This is a genomic window from Faecalibacterium sp. OF03-6AC, from assembly GCF_003478175.1.
GTDB lineage: Bacteria > Bacillota > Clostridia > Oscillospirales > Ruminococcaceae > Faecalibacterium > Faecalibacterium taiwanense.
In genome coordinates, this window is the sequence record NZ_QUEN01000002.1 from 122348 (window position 1) to 146450 (window position 24103).

The window sequence follows — 24103 nt, forward strand, 5'->3', positions numbered from 1 at the left end:
GCCCGCCGAATCCCGTTGATATTCAATTAAAGGAGCGGAAACCCTTGCCGATGATCTCGCTGGAGTTGACGATGGTGATAAAGCTCCGGGGGTCGTTCTCACGCAGGAAGTTGCGCAGCTGCAGGGCCTGACGGCGGGTCAGCACCGTCACCAGCACGCTCAGCTCGTGGTGGGTATAGGCACCGTAGGCCTTTTCCACAGTAGCAGAGCGGTTCATGTCCTTGATGATGAAGTCCAGAATGGGCTGCGGGTTGGCCGTCACGATGGTGCACACCTTGCGCAGGCGAATGTTCTCGATGGCACCATCCACCACAAAGCTCTTGGCGATCAGGCCCAGGATACAGTACAGGCCGGTGCCCATGCCAAACCGCCATGCCGCCGCCAGCACGATGAGGATATCGCTGACCATCAGGGCCTTGCCGATCTCCATAGAGGTATATTTTGCCAGGATCAGGGCCACAATATCCGTACCGCCGGTGGATGCACCGATGTCGAATACGATCGCCGCGCCCAGAGCCGGCAGGAACACGGCGAACACCAGATCCAGCATGGCATCGCCGCTCATGGAAACGTTGACGGGATAGAGCCACTCGCACGCCGACACAAAAAAGGACAGCGCAAAGGAAGAATAGATCGTCCAGCCCATGGTCTTGATGCCCAGAAAGACAAAGCCCAGCACTACCAGGATCAGGTTGATGATCCACATAAAGCCGCCCACGTTGATCTTAGGGAACAGGTCTGCCAGCAGAATGGACAGGCCCGAGGTGCCGCCAAATGCAAAATGATTGGGATTTTTAAAGTAAACGATGCCGACTGCCGTCAGGATCAGGCCGAGATTCAGCTCACCGAAGAAATTTAAATTCTTCAGCATATTTTTCATGCTGAACGCTTCTTTTAAACTGTTCATGGGGTTCCTCCTATTTTAAGCACGGCAAAATGCGCTGTATGCCATGCAAAAATATACTCTCCTTGCACGGCGGTGTCAAGGGATAGGGAAAAAGTTGTGGAAATCGGGCAATTCACAGCAAAATTCCACGCAAAAATGCGCATTTGCCCCAGAAGTTCCGGCTTTCATCTTGAAGGTGCAGTAAAAATAGTGTATTATATAGTATTATGGAATATATAGGCACTTTGTGCCTTTGACAGGGGGAAAACACATGGCAGATAAAAACTTTCTGACCGACATCATCGACGCGGATCTGGCCGAGGGCAAGATCCGCGAGATCCATACCCGCTTCCCGCCCGAGCCCAACGGCTACCTGCACATCGGCAGTGCCAAGGCCATCTACATCAACTGGTCCATTGCAAACCAGTACGGCGGTAAGTTCAACCTGCGTCTGGACGACACCAACCCTGCCCGCGAGGGTGAGGAGTACGTGAACAGCATCATCGAGGATCTGCACTGGCTGGGCGCCGACCCCAATGGCGGCATCTTCTACGGCAGCGACTACTTTGACAAGTGCTACGAGTATGCCGAAAAGCTCATCATGGAGGGCAAGGCCTACGTGGACGACCTGACCCGCGACGAAATGCGCGAGTACCGCGGTGCCGATGCCGGCAAGCCTTCCCGTCCCTCTCCGTGGCGCGACCGCACCCCGGAAGAGAATCTTGACCTGTTCCGCCGGATGCGTGCCGGTGAGTTCCAGGAGGGCGAAAAGACCCTGCGTGCCAAGATCGATCTGGCCAGCCCCAACATGAACATGCGTGACCCGGCTATCTACCGCATCAAGTACGCCGAGCATCACCGTCAGGGCAGCAAGTGGTGCATCTACCCGATGTACGACTTCGCACACCCCATTCAGGATGCCATTGAGGGCATTACCCACAGTATGTGCAGTCTGGAGTTCGAGAACCACCGCCCGCTGTACAACTGGGTCATCGAGAACATTTTCGGCACTGCCTTCCCCAAGCAGCGCGAGTTTGCACGCCTGAACATGACCAATACCGTCATGAGCAAGCGCTACCTGCGTGAGCTGGTGGAAATGGGCATCGTGGACGGCTGGGACGACCCCCGTATGCCCACCCTGTGCGGTCTGCGCCGCCGCGGCTACACCCCCACCTCCATCTTCACCTTTGTGCGCGAGGCCGGCATTTCTAAATCCGACAACCTGATCGACATGCGCCAGCTGGAAGCCTGTATCCGCAGCGAGCTGGACCTGACCGCTCAGCGCCGCATCGCCGTGCTGGACCCCGTGAAGCTGGTCGTGGATAACTACCCGGAGGACAAGACCGAGTACTTTGATGTAGCCAACAACCCCAACCGCGAAGCCAACGATACCACCACCCGCAAGGTGGCCTTTACCAAAGAGCTGTGGATCGAGAATGAGGACTTTGCCGAGGTGCCGCCTCCCAAGTTCAAGCGCCTGACCATTGGCGGTGAGGTGCGTCTGATGGGCGCTTACATCGTCAAGTGCACCGGCGTGGAGAAGAATGCCGACGGCAGCATTGCCGCCATCCACTGCACCGCCGACCTTGAGACTGGCAACGGCAATCCCGCCGATGGCCGCAAGGTCAAGGGCACCATCCATTGGGTGAGTGCCGCCCATGCCGTGGATGCCGAGGTGCGCCTGTACGACAAGCTGTTCACCGAGGCCAACATGAACGCCATCCCCGAGGGCAGCGATTACAAGGACTACCTGAACCCGGAAAGCGTTGTTGTGTGCAAGGGCTGCAAGCTGGAAGAAAGCCTGAAGGACGCAAAGCCCGGTGAGAAGTTCCAGTTCGTGCGCACCGGCTTCTTTACCCCGGACTCCAAGAACCCCGGCGTTTACAACCGCGTCGTCACCCTGCGCGACAGTTTCAAACCCGCAAAGTAAAAATATATCACGTCAAAAGGGAGCATTTGATCTTTTATGAAGAAACTCACCCGGAATGTTATCATCATGGCTGCTGTCACTGTCATTATGGCAGTTGTGCTCGGCCTGTACATCAAGAACACCGGCACTGTGCCCGCTGCCGACAACGCCGCCAGCCTGACGGATGGCATCTATACGTCCAGCGCTCAGGGCTGCCTGAGTGATGTGACTGTCACCGTCACCGTCACCGGCGGCCGGGTGACCGGTGTGGAGATCGATGCTTCCGGCGAGACTCCCGAACTGGGCGGCACCGCTGCTGAAACTCTGGCAGACCAGCTGACCAAGGCCGGTTCCACCAGCGGTGTGGACGCTGTTGCCGGTGCTACCATGACCAGCGACGCGGTGTTCACCGCTATGGACGACTGCCTGAGCCAGGCACAGTAAGCCGTCCCGGTATCATCTGTAAAAAACGAAGGCTCTGCGGCAAAATGCTGCAGAGCCTTTTTTGTATGCAAAGAACCCCCTCCGGGTTGACCCGGAGGGGGTTCGTGTTGCTTTCAGGAGGTCTTACTTGCCCATGGCGTGCTTTGCTGCCAGCATACCGAAGGTGTAGCAGCGGCCCAGAGACAGGCCAGTCTGGTGGAACGGATAGTCCGCGCCGCCGTAGAACACGCCGCCCACGTTGCCGACGCAGTACAGGCCGTCGATGACGTTGCCGTCAGCATCCAGAGCCTGACCGTTGGCGTTGGTGTTCACGCCGCTGTCGATGGAGGACACGCGGATGTGCTTGCGGATGCCCCAGAAGGGAGCGGTGACGATCTTGTGCATGTAAGCGCTCTTCTTACCGAAGTCCACGTCGGCGCCCTTGTCGCACAGCTCGTTGTAGCGGTCGATGGTCTTCTGCAGCTCGTCTGCAGGTACGCCCAGCAGACCGGCCAGCTCTTCGATGGTGTCGGCCTTGTAGGTATCGATGAGGTTGGTGAACACGCCCTGCGGGTTCTCCACGGCACCGGGGATGTACTTGGTCATCACCTGCTCGGGGATGGGGCTGTTGGCGTAGCTCATGTAGTCGTTATCGTAGATCTGGCAGTACCAGCCCAGAGAACCGTCCGGATGGTTTGCATCCACGTTGTTGCCGTTGAACTTGGGCACATACTTGGTGATGTTGCCCATGTAGACAAAGCCGGTGTCCTCGTTGCAGAAGCGCTTGCCCTCCATGTTGACGTACAGGAACGGTTCCTCGTACATCAGGCCGGAGTCGAAGTCGTGCATCATCTTGGTGTGGCCCAGATTTTCCATCTTTGCACCTGCATCGATGGCCATGATGTGGCCGTCGCCGGTCTTCTGGTACTGCTTCTTGTCGAAGCCGTCCACATCGGGGCACCAGCGCTTGACCATGGCCTCGTTGTTCATGTAGTCGCCGGTGGCCAGAATGACGCCCTTGGAAGCGTTGAACTGGATGTACTTGCCGTTTTCGTCCTTTGCGATGACGCCGGTCACCTTGCCGTTCTCATGCACCAGCTTGACGGCGGGGGTGTTGAAGAAGGTCTCCAGATTGGAGTTCTTGGCCTGCACGTTCTCCAGCACAGTGGCCAGCACGTCGCCCACGTTCTTGGGCTTGGGGCCGATCCACGGAGCAAAGAAGTAGCAGTGCTCATCGCCGAAGTCGTAGGTGTCCATGCGGTCCTTCCACACGCCGGTCAGATCCTGGCTGGTGCACATGTAGGCGAAGATCTCCTTCTCGTCGTTGTGCAGCAGGTCGGAGGGGTTCTTGTTGCTGTCCACGAGGCTGCCGTCGCCGTACTCGGTCTGGTCGGTCAGGCCGGCGCGGTTCAGATACCACATCAGAGCTTCTTCGGAGTTCTCGACGTAGGCGTTCAGCAGGCTGGTATCGGCACGCCAGTCGCACAGGCCGTTGGTCATGTGCACCCACATCTTCTTGCCCGCGTCGGTGGACTTGGACTTGATGATGGCAGAGCCGCAGTTGCCCTGGCTGACCACGATGCTCTGCTTCTGCAGCAGGGCCACATGGCCGCCCAGCTCGGCAGCCCAGCCTGCGGCGGGCACACCGGCAGCACCGGCACCCACGACGACCACGTCAAAGTCCTTGGTCTCGTCGGGGGTGATGTCGCCCAGCTCGCACACAGAGGACTCCACTTCCTCCACGCTCAGGCTGTCGGGGACAACGGTCTCGGCCTTGTTGGCCTCGGTGGGAGCAACGGCCACGCCCTTGGCCTGATTGATGCAGCTCTCGGCAGCCTTCCGGATGGCGTCGGAGGTGATGGTTGCGCCGGAGTGGCCGTCCACCTCGCTGGACTGTGCGTCCAGGATCTTCTTGACCATCTCATCGGCGATGTCGGCACCGTAGCCCTTGGTCTCGTTTGCAACGTCGATCTGCACATCGGTGATGGCATCAGCGCTGAAGGTCATGGTCACGGTGACGGGGGTGGCGGTGTTGATGCCGGTAGCGGTGGCGCTGTAGGTGCCTGCAGTGTAGGTGCCTGCGGCGGTGCTGCTGGAAGCGCCGCTGTTGCCGCAGCCTGCCAGCAGACCGGCAGCTGCTGCGCCCAGCGTAGCGGTGCGCAGGAAGTTGCGGCGAGAGATCTTTTCGCTCATAGTGTGTTCTCCTCTTTCTTCTCAATCGTGTACTCTGTCAGAGCAGCAAAGCCGGAAGTCCGACTTTGTTACTCACTAAACAAAGTTTACACGTTAGAGCAGCGCGAAGGTCAAGGGTCATTTTGACAAAAATATCACGAGTTTTTGTAGGAGGTGACAAAACCCTCTCATGTATAGATCTTCGTCCGGGTATGATGGTAGTTCACAACGCTGCCGTCTGGCTGCTGGCGGCTGGCCACGATGCTGCTGAAGGTCTCGCCCACCGCCCGGAAGTCCCGCCGCACGATCTCATCGTGCAGGGTTTCCAGTGAGTCCCACCCGAAGGAGCCGCGGTAATCCTTTTTCCAGATGGTGACAAGATAATCGCCGCCGCACACCACTTCCACATGCCGGGTGCGCTGCAGGCCCAGCCTGCGGGCAGCGTCGGCCTCCATCATCAGGCCGTAATCGTACTCGTTGCGCCCCACCCGGAACTGTTCCATCACCCGCCGGGGCAGGCGGCTGACCCAGCGGGCAGCCGGCATACACTCCAGCCACTCCGCCTTTTCCTGCTGCAGTTCCCGGTCGCGGCTGGCTTCCTCTTCCTGCGAGAAGGTCAGCCGCCACATCTCCGGAAAGTTCTGCACCCAGACCCGCCCGACATCCTGCTCCAGCGTGCGGTACTGCTCCTGCATCTTTTCCAAAAAGTGGATGGACAGCTCATCCAGCACCTGCCTGCGCCGCAGCCGGGCGGCCTGCCGGGCAAACATCTTGTCGCTCTGCTCCACCGACGGGCTGCCGATCAGCTCCCGGCACTCTTCCAGCGAGAGTTCCGCCGCGCGCAGCTCCCGGCAGAGGTTGAACCGGCGGGTGTCGGTGACGGTATAGTAGCGGTAGCCGGTCTCCTCGTTTACCTCGGGGCGGATGAGACCCATTTTTTCGTAGTACCGCAGGGTATGGGTGGTCACACCCAGCAGCGAAGCCATTTCACTGATGGTATAGCGCATGGCGAAGTTCTCCTTTCCGGGCGGCGGAACCTTAGAGCCACTCGAATGTTATTTTTGTAACTATTCCTATTATACGACCCGGCCCGCCGTCTGCAAGCACCGGCAGAAAAAATATTTTGCCGGATACAACACATTGTATCCGGCTGCAGAATCTGTTAGAATATGGACAGAAGCATTTCACCTTATAAATAAAGGAGCGAGAGTATATGAGTGCACTGACCGGACTGGAACCGGCTTCGGTTTTTTATTACTTTGAGGAGATCTGCGGCATTCCGCACACCTCCCACCACGAAAAGGCACTGAGCGACTACTGCGTGCAGTTCGCCAAGGCCCACGGCCTTGCCTGCCGTCAGGACGAGATGGGCAACCTGCTCATCAAGGCACCGGCCACACCCGGATACGAGAAGGAGCCGGGCCTGATCCTGCAGGGACATCTGGACATGGTGGGCGACAAGACCGCCGACTGCCCGCTGGATCTTGAGAAGGATGCCATCCACCCGGTCGTAGACGGCGGCTATGTGTGCGCCGAGGGCACGACCCTTGGCGGCGACGACGGCATTGCCGTGGCCTATGCGCTGGCTGTTCTGGACGCAAAGGACATTCCCCACCCTGCGCTGGAGGTCGTGCTGACCGTCTGCGAGGAGGTGGGCCTGCTGGGTGCATCTGCCATGGATTTTTCCGACCTTGAGGGCCGGATGCTGGTGAACATCGACTCCGAGGAAGAGGGGGTGCTGACCGCAGGCTGTGCAGGCGGACGCCGCGTTGAATGCCATCTGCCCATTGCCCGTGTTCCTGTGACCGGCACCGCCGTAAAGGCGGATGTGATCGGCCTTGTGGGCGGACATTCCGGCACCGAGATCCACAAGGGCCGTGCCAACGCCATTGCCCTGCTGGGCCGCTGGCTGACCCTGCTGACCGAAAATGGCGTGGACTACGCCGCTCTGACACTGTCCGGCGGCGCAAAGGAGAATGTCATTCCCAAAGAAAGCAGCATCACGCTGGTGCTGCCCGCAGGCATCACCGAGGGCGTGCACACTGCTGCCGCTCAGTTCGCCGCACAGGTGCAGGCCGAATACGGCATGGCAGACCCTGCCATCCGCCTGCAGCTCACCGAACAGGGCTGCGGCGCGTTCAGCGCATTGGATGCCGATTCCACCCAGCGCCTGCGCAAGGCCCTGCTGCTGATGCCCTGGGGCGTGCAGGCCATGAGCATGGATGTGCCGGGCCTTGTGGAGACCTCGCTGAATCTGGGCGTTGCCGAGATGGACGAGCAGGAAGCCATCCTGCGCTTTTCCATCCGCAGCTCGGTGCCTTCGGCCAAGGAGCTGTTGTGCTGCAAGGTACAGACCCTGACAGAGCTGCTGGGCGGCGGCGTGCGGTTCCATGGCGACTACCCTGCCTGGACCTATGCACGTGAGAGCGCCCTGCGGGACCGCTGCGTAGCTGTGTACGAAGCACAGTACGGCGAAAAGCCTCAGATCGCAGCCCTGCACGCAGGTCTGGAGTGCGGCATCCTCTCCGGCAAGATCGAAGGACTGGACTGCATCTCCTTCGGCCCGAACCTGCTGCACGTCCACACCCCCAACGAGCGCGCCGACATTGCATCGGTGGCCCGTGTGTGGGAATACCTGAAGGCTATTCTGGCTTACAAAGCATAACGGCCCCAAACACAAAACGGCACCTGCGGAACTGGCAGGTGCCGTTTTTGTATAACTCCCTCAGGCACGGCTCACGCCGCACCAGCTCCCTCAATGAGGGAGCCTCCGGCGAAAAGATAAAGTTTTCCGCTTTGCCAAGGCCTCCCTCCTTGAGGAAGGTGGCATTGCGAAGTAATGACGGAAGGAGTTTAGTCCAGATATTTGATCTTACCCGGCTCAATGCCCTTGATGCCAAGGCCCGGCTCGTTGGAAACAGTGATGTCTTTTTCATTGAACACTGCACCGCCGAGGATGGGGTCCTCACTGCACAGCACGGGGCCGTCCAGATCCACGCGGGTGATGATCTGCTTTGCGCAGGCCAGATGCACGGCGGCATTCACGCTGATCTTGGCTTCCAACATACAGCCGATCATGCACTCCACGCCGTACACCTCAGCAGCGGATGCGATCTTGAGGGCGTTGTACAGGCCGCCGCACTTCATCAGCTTGATGTTCACGAGGTCTGCGGCTCCCATCTGCATGATGGTCAGTGCGTCCTGCGGGGAGAACACGCTCTCGTCGGCCAGCACCGGCACATAGGAGCGCTCGGTAACATACTTCAGGCCTTCAAAATCGTGGGCCTTGACCGGCTGCTCCACGAATTCGAGATCAAGGCCCTTCTCCTGCATTCCGTTCAGGATGCGCACGGCTTCCTTGGGGGTCCAGCCCTGATTTGCGTCGATGCGGATGCAGGTCTCCTTGGGCACAGCACCGCGGATGGCGCTCAGGCGTGCAATATCCTTTTCCGGCTCCTTGCCCACCTTGACCTTCAGGCAGTCGTAGCCGCGGTCGATGGCGTTCAGGGCATCGCGCACCATCTCTTCGGGGTCGTTGACGCTGATGGTGATGTCGGTGACGATGGACTTCTTTGCGCCGCCCATCAGCTTGTACACAGGGATTTTGTACAGCTGGCCGTACAGATCCCACAGGGCCATATCCACAGCAGCCTTGGCGCTGGTGTTCTTCTGGATGCAGGCATTCAGTGCGATCATCAGGTCTTCAAAGTCGTCCACATCGCGGCCGATGATGGTCTTTGCGATATGGTCGCGGATGGCACCGATGATGGCACCGGTGGTGTCGCCGGTGATCACACCGGTGGGAGGTGCCTCACCATAACCCACAGCGCCGGTGTCGGTGTGGATCTCTACGATCACATCTTCCACGCTGCTGACCGAACGCAGAGCCGTCTTAAAAGGCACGCGCAGCGGCACGGAGATCAGACCGAGACGTACTTCCGTGATTTTCATGCAAAACCTACCCCTTTCGATAAAAAATGTTGCCAGATTATGAAATCTATGGTAGTATTGTATACGAAGTTGTCGATATTGTAAAGACAATTGTCCGCAAAAAATTGCACAAAAAGAAAGGGGATTGGGTTCATGATCACAAACGGTTTCACCTACATCGCCGTGCTGGTGTTCATTGCCGCACTGCTGGTGTGGCTGCAACGCTACACGAAGTCGAAATTCTTCGACTATGCACCACCTATCGTTCTGCTGTACCTCATTACCATGATTCTCTGCACGCTGGGTGCATGGGACATGGAGGCCACCAAGCCTGCCTACTCCGTGCTGAAAAACAACCTGCTGTATGCAATGATCTTCCTGATGTTGCTGCGCTGCGACATCCGCAAGATCATCAAGCTGGGTCCCAAGATGCTGGGCGGCTTCTTTGCCGCTTCCGTCTCCATCTCGGTGGCCTTCATTGCCACCTTCGCCATCATGAAGGGGCCCCTTGGCTCCGAAGCATGGAAGGCACTGGGCGCTCTGTGCGGCAGCTGGATGGGAGGCTCCGGCAACATGATCGCCGTGCAGGCTGCGCTGGACATCGGCGAAGCTGACATGGCCTACGCACTGGTGGTGGACTCCATCGACTACTCCATCTGGGTCATGTTCCTGCTGTGGGCCATCAACCTTGCTCCCAAGTTCAACAAGTGGGTCAAGGCCGACACCACCACGCTGGATGAAGTGTCCCGCCGTCTGGAAGAGGACGCAAAGTCCAACGAGGACAAGGCTTCCTTTGTCAACCTGATCTTCCTGCTGGGTCTGGCTCTGGTGATCTCCGCCTTCGGTCAGGATATCGGCGCAGCCCTGAACAGCGCAATGCCCTTCCTGGACAAGGCCACCTGGACCGTCCTGCTCATCACGCTGTCCGGCCTGATCGGCGCTGTCACCCCCGTGGGCCGCATGGCAGGCAGCACCGAGCTGTCCAACCTGCTGCTGTACTCCGTGGTGGCATTGCTTGCCTCCCGCGCAAGCTTCCTGGAGCTGACCGATGCACCCGCATGGATCCTGGCAGGCTTTATGATCCTGGCCATCCACGGCATCATTCTGGTGCTGCTGGCAAAGATCTTCCATCTGGATATGTTCACCTGCGGTGTTGCATCTCTGGCAAACATCGGCGGTTCCGCATCCGCTCCCATTCTGGCTGGTGCCTACAGCGGCGCTCTGGTGCCTGTTGGCGTTCTGATGGCTCTGATGGGCTACGTCATTGGCACGGCAGGCGGCCTGATCACCGCAAATATCATGTCTCTGCTGGCATAACAAATACTGCAAAAAAGGGGCTGTTGCATGTGCAACAGCCCCTTTTCTTATACGATTTTTTGCTTAGCCGCCCAGATATGCGCTGCGCACGCGCTCGTTGGTCAGCAGTTCGGCACCGGTGCCCTCCATGACTACACGGCCCGTCTCAAGGACGTAGGCACGGTCTGCCACGGAAAGAGCCATCTGTGCGTTCTGCTCCACCAGCAGGATGGTCATGCCTTCCTTGTGCACGTTCTGGATGATGTCGAAGATCTCCTGCACCAGCAGCGGCGAAAGGCCCATGGAAGGCTCGTCCAGCATCAGCATGGAAGCGTTGCTCATCAGGGCGCGGCCCATGGCCAGCATCTGCTGTTCGCCGCCGGACATGGTACCGGCCAGCTGCTTGCGGCGTTCCTTCAGGCGGGGGAACAGCTCAAACACCTTTTCCTTGTTGGGTGCAATGGTGGAAGCAGGCTGGGTGTATGCACCCATGTCCAGATTTTCTTCCACGGTCATGTGCAGGAACACATGGCGGCCTTCCGGCACATGGGCAAGGCCCGCTTCCACGATCTTGTGGGCGCGCATGCCCTTGATGCTGCTGCCCTTGTACAGGATGTCGCCGGTCTTGGGCTTCAGCAGGCCGGAAATGGTCTTCAGGGTGGTGGATTTGCCGGCACCGTTGGCACCGATCAGGGTGACGATCTCGCCCTGATCCACCTCGAAGGAGATGTCCTTGACGGCGTGGATGTTGCCGTAATAGACGTTGATGTTATCAACTTTCAGTAACGTATCAGCCATGGCTTAGCCCTCCTTCTTGCCCAGATAGGCTTCGATGACCTGCGGGTTGCTGCGGATCTCGTCGGGCGTGCCCTTGGCGATGATGCGGCCGAAGTTCAGCACGGCAATGCCCTCGCAGATGCCCATGACCAGGCTCATATCATGCTCGATCAGCAGCACGGCGATGTTGAACTCGTCGCGGATGCGGCGGATAGTCTCGGTCAGCTCTGCAGTCTCGGAGGGATTCATACCGGCAGCAGGCTCGTCCAGCAGCAGCAGCTTCGGGCTGGTGGCCAGTGCACGCATGATCTCCAGACGGCGCTGTGCGCCGTAGGGCAGGCTGCCTGCCTGCACATTGGCGAGGTCTGCCATGTGGAAGATATCCAGCAGCTCCAGAGCACGCTCGGTGCACTTCTTCTCTTCCTTCCAGTAGTTGGGCAGGCGGATCAGCGAAGATGCCAGATTGTACTTCATGGACTCGTGCAGGCCCACCTTGATGTTATCGATCACGCTCAGTTCCTTGAACAGGCGGATGTTCTGGAAGGTACGGGCCACGCCCATGCGGTTGACCTGATAGGTCTTTTTGCCGGCGGTGGGTATACCATCAATCAGGATGGAGCCGCGGGTGGGCTGGTAGACGTTGGTCAGCAGGTTGAACACGGTAGTCTTACCGGCGCCGTTGGGGCCGATCAGACCGGTGATCTCGTTGCGGCCGATCATCAGGTTGAAGCCATCCACGGCGGTCAGACCGCCGAAGTCGATGCCCAGCTCACGCACGTCCAGAATGGGTTTTTTGTCCATGTCGCGGTCGGTCAAAAAGCCGCCGGAGGGCACACTGTGTAACTTGGTCTGGAACTCACTCATGGTCTTTGCCCTCCGTTGCTTTCTTCTGGAACAGTTCGCCGTTCATGATCTTTTCCACAATGCGGCTCATGGAGAAGTCGTAGCTGCCCAGCAGGCCACCCGGACGGAAGATCATCATGAGGACCAGCACCAGCGAGTAGACCACCATGCGGTAGCTTTCAAAGCTGCGGGTGGCCTCGGGCAGGATGGTCAGCACGGTCGCGGACAGGATGGAGCCCAGCATGGAACCCATGCCGCCCAGAACCACCATGACCAGAATTTCGATGGACTTCATGAAGCCGAAGGTGGAGGGATCCAAAACGCCCAGATAGCAGGCGTACAGGCCGCCGGCCAGACCGGCAAAGGCGGCGGAGAAGGCAAAGGCCATGACCTTATAATAAGTAGTCTGGATGCCGCAGCTCTCGGCAGCGATCTCGTTGTCGCGGATGGCCAGCACGGCACGGCCGTGGCGGCTCTTCATCATGGCGTGGATGGCAAAGCAGGTAATGACCACGCAGATGAACACATTGGCGAAGTTGGAATACTTGGGGATGTTCTTCAGGCCCTTGGCACCGTAGAACAGCTTGAAGCCCAGCACATCATCGATGTTGTTCAGGGTGATGCGGATGATCTCGCCAAAGCCCAGCGTCAGGATGGCCAGATAATCGCCGGTCAGGCGCAGAGCAGGAATGCCGATCAGCACGCCGAACAGGCCCGCCACGATGCAGGCCAGAACCAGACCCACGGCAAAAGCGACACCGGAGGGCAGATTGCTGTATTTCGTGAACAGGGCGCAGGTGTAAGCACCCACGGCCATGAAACCGGCGTGGCCCAGCGGCAGCTGGCCCAGATAACCGGTGGCAACGTTCAGCGAGACAGCCAGAATGATGTTGATGCCCACGGTGAGAAGCACCTTGTTCTGGTAGGTGGAAAGCACGTTCTGGGTGAGGAAGGACAGGCCCACGAACAGCAGAGCCACCAGCACGGCGTTCATCAGGTAGCGCACGGGCATTTTGAGCGTTTTGCGTTTGGTATTCATCTTCATGCCCTCCTTACACCTTTTCCTGAACCTTGCGGCCAAGGAAGCCGGTGGGCTTGACCAGCAGCACGATGATCAGGATCGCAAACGTGACGGCATCCTTCCATGCGGAAAGGCCGATGGCGGAAACAAAGCACTCGCACAGGCCGATGGCGATGCCGCCGATCATGGCACCGGGAATGGAGCCGATGCCGCCCAGAACGGCTGCAACGAAGGCCTTCAGGCCCAGCATGGAGCCCATGGTGGGGGTCGCCTGCGGGTAGCTGCAGCAGTACAGCACCGAGCCGATACCGGCCAGAGCGGAACCCACCGCAAAGGTAAAGGAAATGGTGCTGTTGACGTTAATGCCCATCAGACGGGCAGCGTCCATATCCTCAGACACGGCACGCATGGCCTTGCCGAGCTTGGTCTTCTGCACAAGGAAGGTGAGCACCAGCATGGACAGCACCGTGACCAGCAGGGTGATGACAGAGGTGAGACCCAGCGGCACAGAGCCGATGCGGAAGGTCTGGTTGGTGTAGTAGGCCGGAATGACCTTTGCACCGGAACCAAGGATCAGCTCTGCAGTGTACTCCAGGAAGAAGGACACGCCGATTGCTGTGATCAGCAGGGAGATACGGGGTGCGTTGCGCAGCGGGGTGTAGGCGATCTTCTCGATCACAACGCCCAGCAGCGTGCAGGTGATGATGGTGGCGCACACAGCAGTGACCGGGCCAAGGCCCAGCTGATTCATCACGAACCAGGACATGTACGCACCAACCATAATGACATCGCCATGGGCAAAGTTCAGCAGCAGGATGATGCCGTACACCATGCTGTAACCCAGTGCGATCAGTGCATAGATGCTGCCAAGGGACAAGCCGTTGATCAGCTGGCTAAAAAACACTGTCATGGACTGATACTTCCTTTCTTTGCGGCGTTTGCACGCCTTTTGGGAAATGCACTTTTTTACCAAAAAAGCGGAGACGGCCGAGCAAAACCTGTTCCGGCGGTCTCCGCAATGGGTCTTTTATTTCTGAGTGCTGCCTTTATGCCGCACACCGGTGCGCAGGATCAAAGCAGATCAGAACATTTCCTTCAGAACGGGGGTTGCACCGTCGAAGCACAGGATAGCGGTCTGCTTGACGGGGTTGTGGTGCTCATCGAAGGTGAAGGTGCCGGTGATGCCATCGATGGTGCCGCCTGCGATAGCATCGATGACGGCCTGCTTATAGTCGTCATCACCAGCGGTCAGGCCGGCATCCTCAGCAGCCTGAATGCCGTAGACAACGGTCATGGCAGCATCGTAGCCCAGAGGAGCGAAGCCGTTGGGGTACTCCTCACCGTACTCAGCCTTGTAGGCATCCTCAAAGTCGGGGTTGGAGCCTTTTGCGTAGTTTGCGCAGAAGTAGGCATCCTTCAGCTGGTCGGCAGTTGCATAGCCTTCCAGACCATCCCAGCCGTCGCCGCCCAGGAAGGGAACTGCCAGACCGATGCTCTCAGCCTGAGCCAGGATCTGACCGACTTCCTGATAGTAGTTGGGGCAGAACACCACTTCGGGAGCCTTGCCCAGAATGGTGGTCAGCTGGGTCTTGTAGTCCACATCGCCCTCAGAGTAGGTCTCCTGATCGACGATGGTGCCGCCCAGGCTCTCGAACTCGTTGACGAAGTTCTCTGCCAGACCCTCGTTGTAGTCAGCGCCCTTCTGGAAGATGACGGCTGCCTTGGTGTAGCCCAACCGCTGGTAAGCGTAGTCAGCCATCTTGATGCCCTGGAACGGGTCGGTGAAGGTTGCGCGGAACACATTCTCGTTCACGGTGTCGGTCTCGGCATCGTAGGTGACAGCCTCAGCGGTAGCGGAAGCAGTGACCATGGGCATGTTGTAGTCTGCGCTCTCGGCAGCAACTGCCAGAGTCGGGGTGGTGGTAACATCGCCCACCAGAGCGGTGATGCCCTGATCGCACATCTTGGTGAAGCAGGTAACAGCCTGAGTTGCATCGCCCTGCTCATCCATGGCGATGATCTCCAGCTGCTTGCCGTTGATGCCGCCCTTTTCGTTGACCTGCTTCAGGTACAGGGTAGCGCCGTTGACAACGGCCTGACCGTAAACGGAAACATCACCGGTCAGAGGTCCAAGAACGCCCACCTTGATGGTGTCGCCGGAAGCAGCGGCACCAGAAGCTGCGGTAGAGGCGGAAGCAGCAGTGCTGTTGGAAGAACCGCCGCATGCAGTCAGAACGCCGGCTGCAGCAACAACACCTGCAGCGGCCAGGAAATTACGACGAGAAATCATCTTTTTCATAGTAAATATCCTCCTTAGGAGCATTCGTGCTTCAGTATAAAAACGGAAGCAAGGCCCTCTTTCCCTCAAAGCGACCTTGCTTCGTTATCAATATTATAGACCTGTGAGCCAAAATCCGCAATTCACAAACCGTCCATACTTTCAGGGGCATTTTGTGGACTTTGTCGCCAAAATAGCCAAAAGCAATGGGTCTGTTTTGTGCACTATTTCAACTGCTTCATTTTGTTTGTGTGTCAGGTGAACACAATTCACAAGTTGCAAAAGGGTTACAGGGTCTCCATTTCGGCATCTGCGGCGAACTCGGCCTCTGCACGTGCCTCGGCAGCTTCGCCCTCTGCTTCCGCTTTGGCAGGAGACTCTGCAAGGACCTTGCGGATGGCGGCGAAGTAGAACACCAGCGACAGGCCGGTGCCGATGCACCAGCCAACGGGCCATGCCATCCAGATGCCCGTGCTGCCCAGAGCAGTGCTGCTCAGCACAATGGCGATGCCCACGCGCAGGATCAGGTCGGAGAAGGTGGCGATCATAAAGCGCACCATCATGCCGCAGCCGCGCAGGATGCCGTCAGTGACCAGCTTGAGCGACACCACAAAATAGAAGGGAGACAGGATGCGCAGGAACAGCATACCGGTGTCGATGGCCGGACCCTGCGGGTCATTCATGAACAGCAGCAGCAGGAAGCGGCCGAAGAAGAAGTACAGGAGCACGATGGGCACGCAGATGATCCACACCAGATTGCGGCCTGCACCAAAGCCCTTGTGCACACGGTCCATCTTGCCCGCGCCCATGTTCTGGGAGGTGTAGTTGGAGATGCCGTTGCCCAGCGTGGTAAAGGAAGTGATGACCATGTTGTTCAGCTTGACGGCTGCAGAGTAGCCTGCAATGACGCTGGCACCAAAGGTGTTGATGACGCTCTGCAGGATGATGTTGCCCACAGAGACGAAGCTCTGCTGCAGGATGCTGGGGATGGCCACCACGGCCACCTTGCCCAGCATGTTCCAGGAGAACAGCACGACCTTGTTCTTGGATTTGAAGGCGCTGATGCGGCGGAACACCACCACCATGGCCAGCACGCAGCTCACACCCTGACACAGGAAGGTGGCCCATGCCACACCGGCTACGCCCATCTTGAGACCGGCCACGAACAGGATGTCCACGCCGATGTTGGACAGGGACGAGACTGCCAGAAAATAGAAGGGCGTTTTGCTGTCGCCCAGAGCGGAGAAGATGCCGGTGGCGATGTTGTAGAAGAACATGAAGGGCAGGCCCAGAACGTAGATATCCAGATACAGCGAAGAATCCGCAAGGATCTCCTCCGGGGTGTTGATGAGCTCCAGCAGGCTGTGGCAGCCCACAAGGCCGATCAGCATCAGAACGGCGCACAGCACGGCAGAGCCGATCAGGGAAGTGTAGACCGAAGTCTTCATCTCATCGTAGTCCTTTGCGCCAAAGTAGCGGGACACGATGACCGAGCAGCCAATGTTGCAGCCAAAGGCAAATGCAATGAAGATCAGGGTGATCTCGTAGCTGTTGCCCACAGCAGCCAGTGCATTCTCGCCGATGAACTTGCCTGCAACAAGGCTGTCGGCAATGTTGTACAGCTGCTGGAAGATGATGCTGCCGAACATGGGCAGGCAGAACTGCCACAAAACCTGTGACGGCTTGCCGACCGTCAGATCCTTATTCATAAAAAATCCTCCTCTATCTACCATAAAGAAACATATTAGAACCAGAAAACAGTATAGAGTCGTCCTGACAAAAAGTAAAGAAAAATTTTAGTATATCTGCCATATGAAATTCACATGTCAGGCATGATGCATCCCCGCTGCTGCCAGTGGGCAGACTGTAAAGACCAGCTGTTTCCTGCTTTGCCGGAATGTTCTGCCCCATCAGCTGCCGTTTTTTGCCCCTTAAAAAGTTTACATCCGCAAACATGCGCATCGGCTCTTGCACCGGGCCGGAAAGCGTGGTAGGATACTATTGGTTAGTTAGGCATAACTGCCCTAATTGGCCGTCACCCGTCTGCCCGCCCCGGGCAGCACCGGGATGGAAATGATATTCAGGAGGTTTTCAAGATGAACGATCTGGAAATTAAATCTGTTATTGGCCGCGAAATTCTGGACTCCCGCGGCAACCCCACCGTGGAAGCGGAGATTACTCTGGCCGACGGCACTGTGGCACGCGGCTGCGCACCTTCCGGCGCATCCACTGGTGAGTTTGAAGCTCTGGAGCTGCGGGATGGCGACAAGGGCCGCTATCTGGGCAAGGGCGTGACCAAGGCTGTTGAGAACATCAACACCGTCATTGCGGATGCTGTTGTGGGCATGGATGCCTCCGACATCTACGCCATCGACGCTGCCATGATCAAGGCCGACGGCACCAAAGATAAATCCAATCTGGGCGCAAACGCCATTCTGGCCGTGTCCATTGCCGCCTGCCGTGCAGCCGCTGCTTCTCTGGATATGCCGCTGTACCGCTTTCTGGGCGGTGTGAACGGCAACCGCCTGCCCGTGCCCATGATGAACATTCTGAACGGCGGCGCACACGCCACCAACACCGTGGATACGCAGGAGTTCATGATCATGCCCGTGGGCGCGCCCTCCTTCAAGGAAGCTTTGCGCTGGTGCGCGGAGGTGTTCCATGCGCTGGCTTCCATCCTGAAGGCCAAGGGTCTGGCTACCTCTGTGGGCGATGAGGGCGGCTTTGCCCCCAACCTGTCCAGCGACGAGGAGACCATCGAGACCATTCTGGCCGCCATCGAAAAGGCCGGTTACGTGCCCGGCAAGGACTTCATGCTGGCTATGGATGCCGCGTCCTCCGAGTGGAAGAGCCCCAAGGGCAAGGGCTTCTACAAGCTGCCCAAGGCCGGCACCGAGTTCACCTCCAGCGAGCTGATCGCACACTGGAAGAGTCTGGTGGAAAAGTACCCCATCATCTCCATCGAGGACGGTCTGGATGAAGAGGACTGGGAAGGCTGGCAGGAGATGACCCGTGAGCTGGGCGGCAAGGTCCAGCTGGTGGGCGACGACCTGTTCGTTACCAACACCGAGCGTCTGGCCAAGGGCATCGGGCTGGGTGCAGGCAACGCGATCCTGATCAAACTGAACCAGATCGGCTCTGTTTCCGAAACTCTGGAAGCCATCAAGATGGCTCACAAGGCCGGTTACACCGCCATCAGCTCTCACCGCTCCGGTGAGACCGAGGACACCACCATTGCCGATCTGGCCGTGGCGCTGAACACCTGCCAGATCAAGACCGGTGCTCCCAGCCGTACCGAGCGTGTTGCAAAGTACAACCAGCTGCTGCGCATTGAGGAGCAGCTGGGCGGCAGCGCCGTTTACCCCGGCATGGCAGCTTTCAACGTAAAGCGCTGAGGCGGTTGGAAAATATAATACGCAAAAAAGGGACTGTTGCAAAATAGCTTCCTGAAAAAACAATGCACAAAAAGTGGAACCTTTTTAGAGCTAAAAGGGTTCCGCTTTTTGTAAATTGTTATTGTATTTTGCAACAATTCTCTTTGCGCAAATAATGAATGCTTGGAATTGGCCCGATTCTGGCATAAAAAGAGAGCCTGCTTCGATTTTACATCGAAACAGACTCTCTTTTTATGCATGGATTACTGTGTTTTGTAAGTGTTTACAAAGCAACAGGTGCCTTCAGCCTCAGAAGCGACTTCAGTGATTTCGGTAACTTTATACTCCTTCATTTTTTTCACCTCCTTTTGTACGGGCGAGAATGCATTGGTCGGCTTCATAAAATGCCTTGCCAAAAGAACAGGTCAATGAATCGATGGTAAATTCATTGCCTGTAAGGGTGAATTCATGAGCTGGACATGGCTCACAATAAGCAAAAGCCTTGCAATTTTTGCACGTTTTATTTATGAGGGACGTTGTGGTTCTCCAACGAAGCAACGCATCGGAAGAAGTCCAAATCTGTTTGAGAGAAGAATTTTTTAAGTTTCCACAAGATTTTCGGTAAGCGTTACAAAGCATGACGCTACCTTGTGCATTTAATGTGATACTGCGAAACCCTGTTTGGCAGTATCTCTCTCCCGGAATACACTGCCGAATACTTGGCAGAATGTCATGGTATAATTTGATTTTGGAATCCACCATATACTGCTGGAGTAAATCCGCAGTGAAACAGTTTAGCTGAAGCGTGTCCTTTTTAGTTTCCTGACATGGAATGATTTTAAAGGAAAAATGACAAGATGCGCCAATTGAATCGGCGAATTCTTTTACAGATTGCAGACTGCCTTGGTTGATGGTCATGACAGGACAATTTATTGTGACCGGAAATCCTCTTGCAGCAAGTTGAGTAAGAGCCTTCATAGTCTTTTGACAGCTACCGGGGATAGTTGTGATAGCGTCATGAACCGTGTAAATAGTGGAATAAAGCGAAACTGCAATGTCCTTTAATGAAATATCGACGAGAGAATCATAGAGCTCGGAAAAATCAAAGGTGGCGTTTGTTTGTAAAGTTAAAACAAAACCATATTTCTTAATGAGCTTCAGAAAAACTCTAAAGTCAGGATGAGTAAAAGGCTCGCCGCCAGTTAGTGTCAAGTGCAAGGTCCCGAGTTGACGCAACTGCAAAAGAGCTTGTTCAAAGGTGGCAGCTGTCCAATAAGAGTGAAATGGATGTCCACGATAACAATGGATACATTTAAGGTTGCAAGTGTCTGTGATTTCAATCGTTGCAGAAAAAGGAACCAGATCCTGGGACATCAGAGAATAAATATCACTGTCCTTTACGACTAGTTGCGCAGAAGCAGGATTTGAACACGGCACAGAAGGGGAACATGCACGAGTAAGAGAAGCGGTAAAGCGATCAAAGTCTTGGCTGACAACAGATTCTGCCACTCCGTATTCCTGTGATATTTTATGAATGACGAATTCTTTAGAATTATTCTGCAGAATACACAAACGGAAAAATTCAGCGTAAATGTCTTGAATGATAAAATGGCTGCGCGATGCATTTGAAAAAACAATAATACGTTTTCCATAATCCTGATAAGCGCAGGGATATCCATTTATAATCATGGAAAATATCCTCTCTGTTTAATTATTAATCTGACAAAGAAAACAGAAGAAAAAAACGATGAAACGTTAATAATATAAAATGATTAAAATTAAATTTTAATTTTAATCATTTTATCAAAAAAAAACAGCTTGTCAAGCACCCTTTATGGAATTATATAACAAAAGAAAAACAGAGAATCAGCATAGGATATAAAATTGCTCTGGTTCTTGAAATGTACAAATAGTATACTTTGCGGTCTGATTACAGTTTACTGAATTTCCATATTTTTCCTGCAATCCGCTGCTCTGCCCAGCCGTATTCCATGCATGCCGGGCATTTTGTCCCGAAATTGCAAAAAAGGAGCAAAACATTCATGTTATCTACTCTGATCTCTCTGTACAAGCTGCTGGGCACCGGCGATTTTGTAAAAGTGCTGCTGATCCTGCTGAAGGGGCTTTTCGGCTGATGCAAAGCCGCCCTTTTCACTGCGGAAACGGGACTGCCTTACCGGCAGCCCCCTTTTTTTGGCTTCTCACTTTACTTTCTTAAAAAAATATGCCATAATGAAACAAGTATTTTCCGGTTCAAAAGCCGTGCCCTGTACTGGGAGATCAGGGCCGGAATCCAATAGAAGAGGGGTATTTTGTTATGAGCAAAACCATCATCCCGGCAAACTATACGCCCGCGCTGAACCTGTACGACACGCAGCGCGCCATTGGTACGGTCAAGCGTCTGTTTGCCGACACCTTGTGCGCCACACTGAACCTGTACCGCGTGTCTGCTCCACTGTTTCTGGAAGCATCCACCGGTCTGAACGACGACCTGAACGGTGTCGAGCGCAAGGTCACCTTTGATATCAAGGAAAGCGGCATTGAGGCACAGGTGGTGCAGTCACTGGCAAAGTGGAAGCGCAAGGCCCTGAAGGACTACGATTTCCGTGTGGGCAAGGGCCTGTACTGCGATATGAACGCTATCCGCCGCGACGAAGATCTGGACAACCTGCACTCCATCTATGTGGATCAGTGGGACTGGGAAAAGGTGATCCGTCTGGAAGACCGCAACGAGGCTTACCTCAAGAGCGTGGTGCGCTCGATCGTGTCCGCTGTCTGCGCCACCGAGATGAACCTGCACGCCATGTTCCCCCAGCTGCAGGAGCTGCCGCTGCACAGCCCCAACGTCACCTTCATCACCACGCAGGAGCTGGAGGACCAGTACCCGGACCTGACCCCGAAGGAGCGTGAGAACGCCTTTGTGCAGGAGCACGGCACCACCTTCCTGATGAAGATCGGCGCTCCGCTGAAGAGCGGTAAGCCCCATGACGGCCGTGCCCCCGACTATGACGACTGGGATCTGAACGGCGATCTGCTGTTCTGGAACGACCCGCTGCAGTGCAGCTATGAGCTGAGCAGCATGGGCATCCGCGTCAGCCCTGAAAGCATGGACAAGCAGCTGACCATGGCTGGCTGCGACGACCGCCGCGCCCTGCCCTTCCACAAGGCCGTACTGAACGGTGAGCTGCCTTACTCCATCGGCGGCGGCATCGGCCAGAGCCGCCTGTGCATGCTGCTGCTGGGCAGCGCCCACATTGGCGAAGTGCAGGCCAGCGTCTGGGACGCAGCCACCCGCGAAGCCTGCGCCAAGGCAGGCATCCCGCTGCTGTAAGCAGTTTTTCCACACAAAGATTCAAAAGGCAGGATACCACCTTCATGGTGATACCCTGCCTTTGCTCGTTTTTACCTGTATCCGCGGAGAAATAGTTCGAGTCCTGTACCGCCGCCAAACAAAAAATCCCCAGACGAATGTCTGAGGATTTTTGTGGTGGAGAATTAGGAACAGCCCCCCTGCGTGGGCAGCAGCGTGCCGCTTGCGCCGGCGAGATCGGTATTCAGTTCCATACAGCGTCTCAGCTCCGGTATTCCGCCGGCAGCTGATCCATGGTCTGCCACATGTCCATGGCTTCTTCCAGCTTCATGCCCTTGGCCACTGCATCGCGGCGGCAGGCGTTGACCGCCTGGATCTCCTTCATCTTGGCACCGGTCAGGGTGTAGCCCTTCATGGCGATGAGGGTAGCCGCCCATGCCACCATGGGGATGATGCAGAACAGCACGATGACCACCCAGTTCATGCCCGGGGTGTAGGGGTCATACTGGGTGGGCAGGCTCTGCAGGCCCACAAAGCTGACCGCGATGCCCACAACGGTAGCGGACAGGCTGGACACCAGCTTGTCCACCAGACTGAACAGGGTGCCCATGATGCCGGGGATATACTTGCCGCTGCGGTAGGTCTCGTAGTCAGAGCAGTCGGCCACCATGGGGATGGGCATATCGGCGGTGGCGTAGTAAGCACCGTAGCCGATGCCGAAGAAGGCGATGAACAGGATGGTATACAGGTTGATGGAAAGGCCGTTCTCGCCCAGAATGGACAGTGTGAAGGCATCGCCGCGGCCCCAGAGCAGCAGCAGCACCAGCACGCCCACATAGCACACCAGCGCCACGCTGACGTACTTCATCAGGCTGGCCTTCTGGCCCTCCTTCTGGCTGGTGCGGACGGTGAGCAGGAAGAAGGGCACGCTGCACACATAGCCCAGCACCATCATGGGCAGGTACAGGCCGTCGTAGTTGCCCATCATGCAGCCGTACAGCATGCACAGCACGGTGGTGTTGGTGGCGATAGAAAGTGCCAGCTTGCAGCCTGCACCGGCCACCATCAGCCGCTGCATGGGATCGTTATTCTTGATGATCTGGAGGTATTCGCTCACTTTGATCTTCTCGGTCTTTTCGCCGCCGATGCCAAAGTACTTGGGCTGATCCTTCTCCCAGATGCCGATGACAGCCAGCAGGGTGAGCAGGATGGAGATGACGATGCCCACAGGAGCCAGCGTGCGGAAGAACCCGGCGGAAGCGTAGCCGCCCTCATAGTTCTTGGCAAGGATGGGGGCAAAGAACTGCATGGCACCCATGCCCAGCAGGCTGCCCACCGTGTTGAAGATGGTGAACAGGGGGCGCTGCTTGGGGTCATTGGTTAGCACGGTCTGGCCGGAGCGGGTGCAGCTGGTCTGGAAGGTGTAGCCGATGACCCACACGGCATACAGGGCAACGAACGCAGCGTAGCGCAGCCCCATGGCACTGGCAGGGATGAGCGGGGTGAGGCAGTACAGCACCAGAATGCTTGCTGCCATGATGAGGTTGCCGATGACCATGAAGGGCCGGAACTTGCCGAACCTGCCGTTGGTGCGGTCCATGAGGGCACCAATGATGGGGTCGGTGACGGCATCGAACAGGCGCATGCCGGTGACCATCACCGAAGCAAACAGCATGCTCAGGGCCAGCACCTTGCTGCCGAAGGTCGCGATGTAGGAAAGCACCAGCACATAGTACACGTTGGTCGCGCCATTGTTCAGCGGAAACAGCACCAGCTGGTAGGTTTTGGCGCGGTTCACACTCGACGCCGTTGTTTTTTGTTCGCCCATTGCGGTCTCTCCTTTTGTCTTTGATAAAAAGCGGCAGCCCGCCCCGCCTTCGGGGC

18 protein-coding genes are annotated in these 24103 nt (G+C 56.7%); 6 read left to right on the plus strand and 12 right to left on the minus strand.

Going from position 1 to position 24103, the window contains the following annotated elements:
* Positions 1-22 precede the first annotated feature (22 nt).
* Positions 23-907, minus strand: a complete 885-nt coding sequence (locus tag DXA66_RS02790; protein WP_118526659.1) for a YitT family protein — start codon at positions 905-907, stop codon at positions 23-25.
* A 250-nt stretch (positions 908-1157) separates the two neighbouring features.
* Here DXA66_RS02790 and DXA66_RS02795 point away from each other — a divergent pair, with 250 nt between their 5' ends.
* Entirely contained in the window at positions 1158-2816 is a 1659-nt protein-coding gene (locus DXA66_RS02795; RefSeq protein ID WP_118526661.1) for a glutamine--tRNA ligase/YqeY domain fusion protein, read from the plus strand.
* Between the two features lie 36 nt (positions 2817-2852).
* Positions 2853-3239 (plus strand): FMN-binding protein, encoded by a 387-nt coding sequence (locus DXA66_RS02800; protein ID WP_118526663.1) that lies wholly within the window; start codon positions 2853-2855, stop codon positions 3237-3239.
* Positions 3240-3362: 123 nt separating this feature from the next.
* On the opposite strand, the gene DXA66_RS02805 is transcribed toward DXA66_RS02800, so the two are convergent.
* On the minus strand, positions 3363-5411 hold the full coding sequence (locus tag DXA66_RS02805) for an FAD-binding protein (RefSeq protein ID WP_118526665.1): 2049 nt from the start codon (positions 5409-5411) through the stop codon (positions 3363-3365).
* 167 nt (positions 5412-5578) lie between these two features.
* Positions 5579-6397 carry a MerR family transcriptional regulator gene (locus DXA66_RS02810; protein WP_097777220.1) on the minus strand — a complete coding sequence of 273 codons (819 nt, stop codon included), beginning with the start codon at positions 6395-6397 and terminating at the stop codon, positions 5579-5581.
* Positions 6398-6603: 206 nt separating this feature from the next.
* Here DXA66_RS02810 and DXA66_RS02815 point away from each other — a divergent pair, with 206 nt between their 5' ends.
* Entirely contained in the window at positions 6604-8055 is a 1452-nt protein-coding gene (locus tag DXA66_RS02815) for an aminoacyl-histidine dipeptidase (RefSeq protein WP_118526667.1), read from the plus strand.
* 188 nt (positions 8056-8243) lie between these two features.
* Here the strand turns inward: DXA66_RS02815 and DXA66_RS02820 are convergent, their stop codons facing one another.
* Positions 8244-9341, minus strand: a complete 1098-nt coding sequence (locus DXA66_RS02820) for a dipeptide epimerase (RefSeq protein WP_097774465.1) — start codon at positions 9339-9341, stop codon at positions 8244-8246.
* A gap of 132 nt (positions 9342-9473) precedes the next feature.
* On the opposite strand from DXA66_RS02820, the gene DXA66_RS02825 reads away from it, so the two are divergent.
* On the plus strand, positions 9474-10637 hold the full coding sequence (locus DXA66_RS02825; RefSeq protein ID WP_118526669.1) for a DUF819 domain-containing protein: 1164 nt from the start codon (positions 9474-9476) through the stop codon (positions 10635-10637).
* Positions 10638-10700: 63 nt separating this feature from the next.
* Here DXA66_RS02825 and DXA66_RS02830 read toward each other — a convergent pair whose 3' ends face one another.
* From DXA66_RS02830 to DXA66_RS02855, 6 genes are all read right to left on the minus strand, one after another.
* Complete coding sequence (locus DXA66_RS02830; RefSeq protein WP_005942657.1) at positions 10701-11414, minus strand: ABC transporter ATP-binding protein; 714 nt, start codon at positions 11412-11414, stop codon at positions 10701-10703.
* 3 nt (positions 11415-11417) lie between these two features.
* Positions 11418-12257: an ABC transporter ATP-binding protein gene (locus DXA66_RS02835; protein WP_118526671.1), complete on the minus strand. Its 840-nt coding sequence runs from the start codon at positions 12255-12257 to the stop codon at positions 11418-11420.
* Positions 12250-13275, minus strand: coding sequence for a branched-chain amino acid ABC transporter permease (locus DXA66_RS02840; protein WP_118526673.1), 1026 nt, complete (start codon positions 13273-13275; stop codon positions 12250-12252). The genes DXA66_RS02835 and DXA66_RS02840 overlap by 8 nt, the downstream gene beginning before the upstream one ends.
* A gap of 13 nt (positions 13276-13288) precedes the next feature.
* Positions 13289-14167, minus strand: coding sequence for a branched-chain amino acid ABC transporter permease (locus DXA66_RS02845; RefSeq protein WP_097777225.1), 879 nt, complete (start codon positions 14165-14167; stop codon positions 13289-13291).
* A gap of 171 nt (positions 14168-14338) precedes the next feature.
* Entirely contained in the window at positions 14339-15556 is a 1218-nt protein-coding gene (locus DXA66_RS02850) for an ABC transporter substrate-binding protein (RefSeq protein WP_118526675.1), read from the minus strand.
* A gap of 266 nt (positions 15557-15822) precedes the next feature.
* Positions 15823-17244 carry an MATE family efflux transporter gene (locus DXA66_RS02855; protein WP_097777227.1) on the minus strand — a complete coding sequence of 474 codons (1422 nt, stop codon included), beginning with the start codon at positions 17242-17244 and terminating at the stop codon, positions 15823-15825.
* Positions 17245-17631: 387 nt separating this feature from the next.
* Between DXA66_RS02855 and eno the strand changes: the two genes are divergently transcribed.
* Positions 17632-18930 (plus strand): phosphopyruvate hydratase, encoded by a 1299-nt coding sequence (eno, locus tag DXA66_RS02865; RefSeq protein WP_118526679.1) that lies wholly within the window; start codon positions 17632-17634, stop codon positions 18928-18930.
* 318 nt (positions 18931-19248) lie between these two features.
* Here eno and DXA66_RS02870 read toward each other — a convergent pair whose 3' ends face one another.
* Entirely contained in the window at positions 19249-20598 is a 1350-nt protein-coding gene (locus DXA66_RS02870) for a radical SAM/SPASM domain-containing protein (RefSeq protein WP_118526681.1), read from the minus strand.
* A gap of 628 nt (positions 20599-21226) precedes the next feature.
* On the opposite strand from DXA66_RS02870, the gene asnA reads away from it, so the two are divergent.
* Positions 21227-22240 carry an aspartate--ammonia ligase gene (gene asnA / locus DXA66_RS02875; protein WP_097777229.1) on the plus strand — a complete coding sequence of 338 codons (1014 nt, stop codon included), beginning with the start codon at positions 21227-21229 and terminating at the stop codon, positions 22238-22240.
* A gap of 241 nt (positions 22241-22481) precedes the next feature.
* On the opposite strand, the gene DXA66_RS02880 is transcribed toward asnA, so the two are convergent.
* A complete protein-coding gene (locus DXA66_RS02880) occupies positions 22482-24047 on the minus strand; it encodes an MFS transporter (RefSeq protein ID WP_118526683.1) in 1566 nt (521 codons plus the stop codon).
* Positions 24048-24103 lie beyond the last annotated feature (56 nt).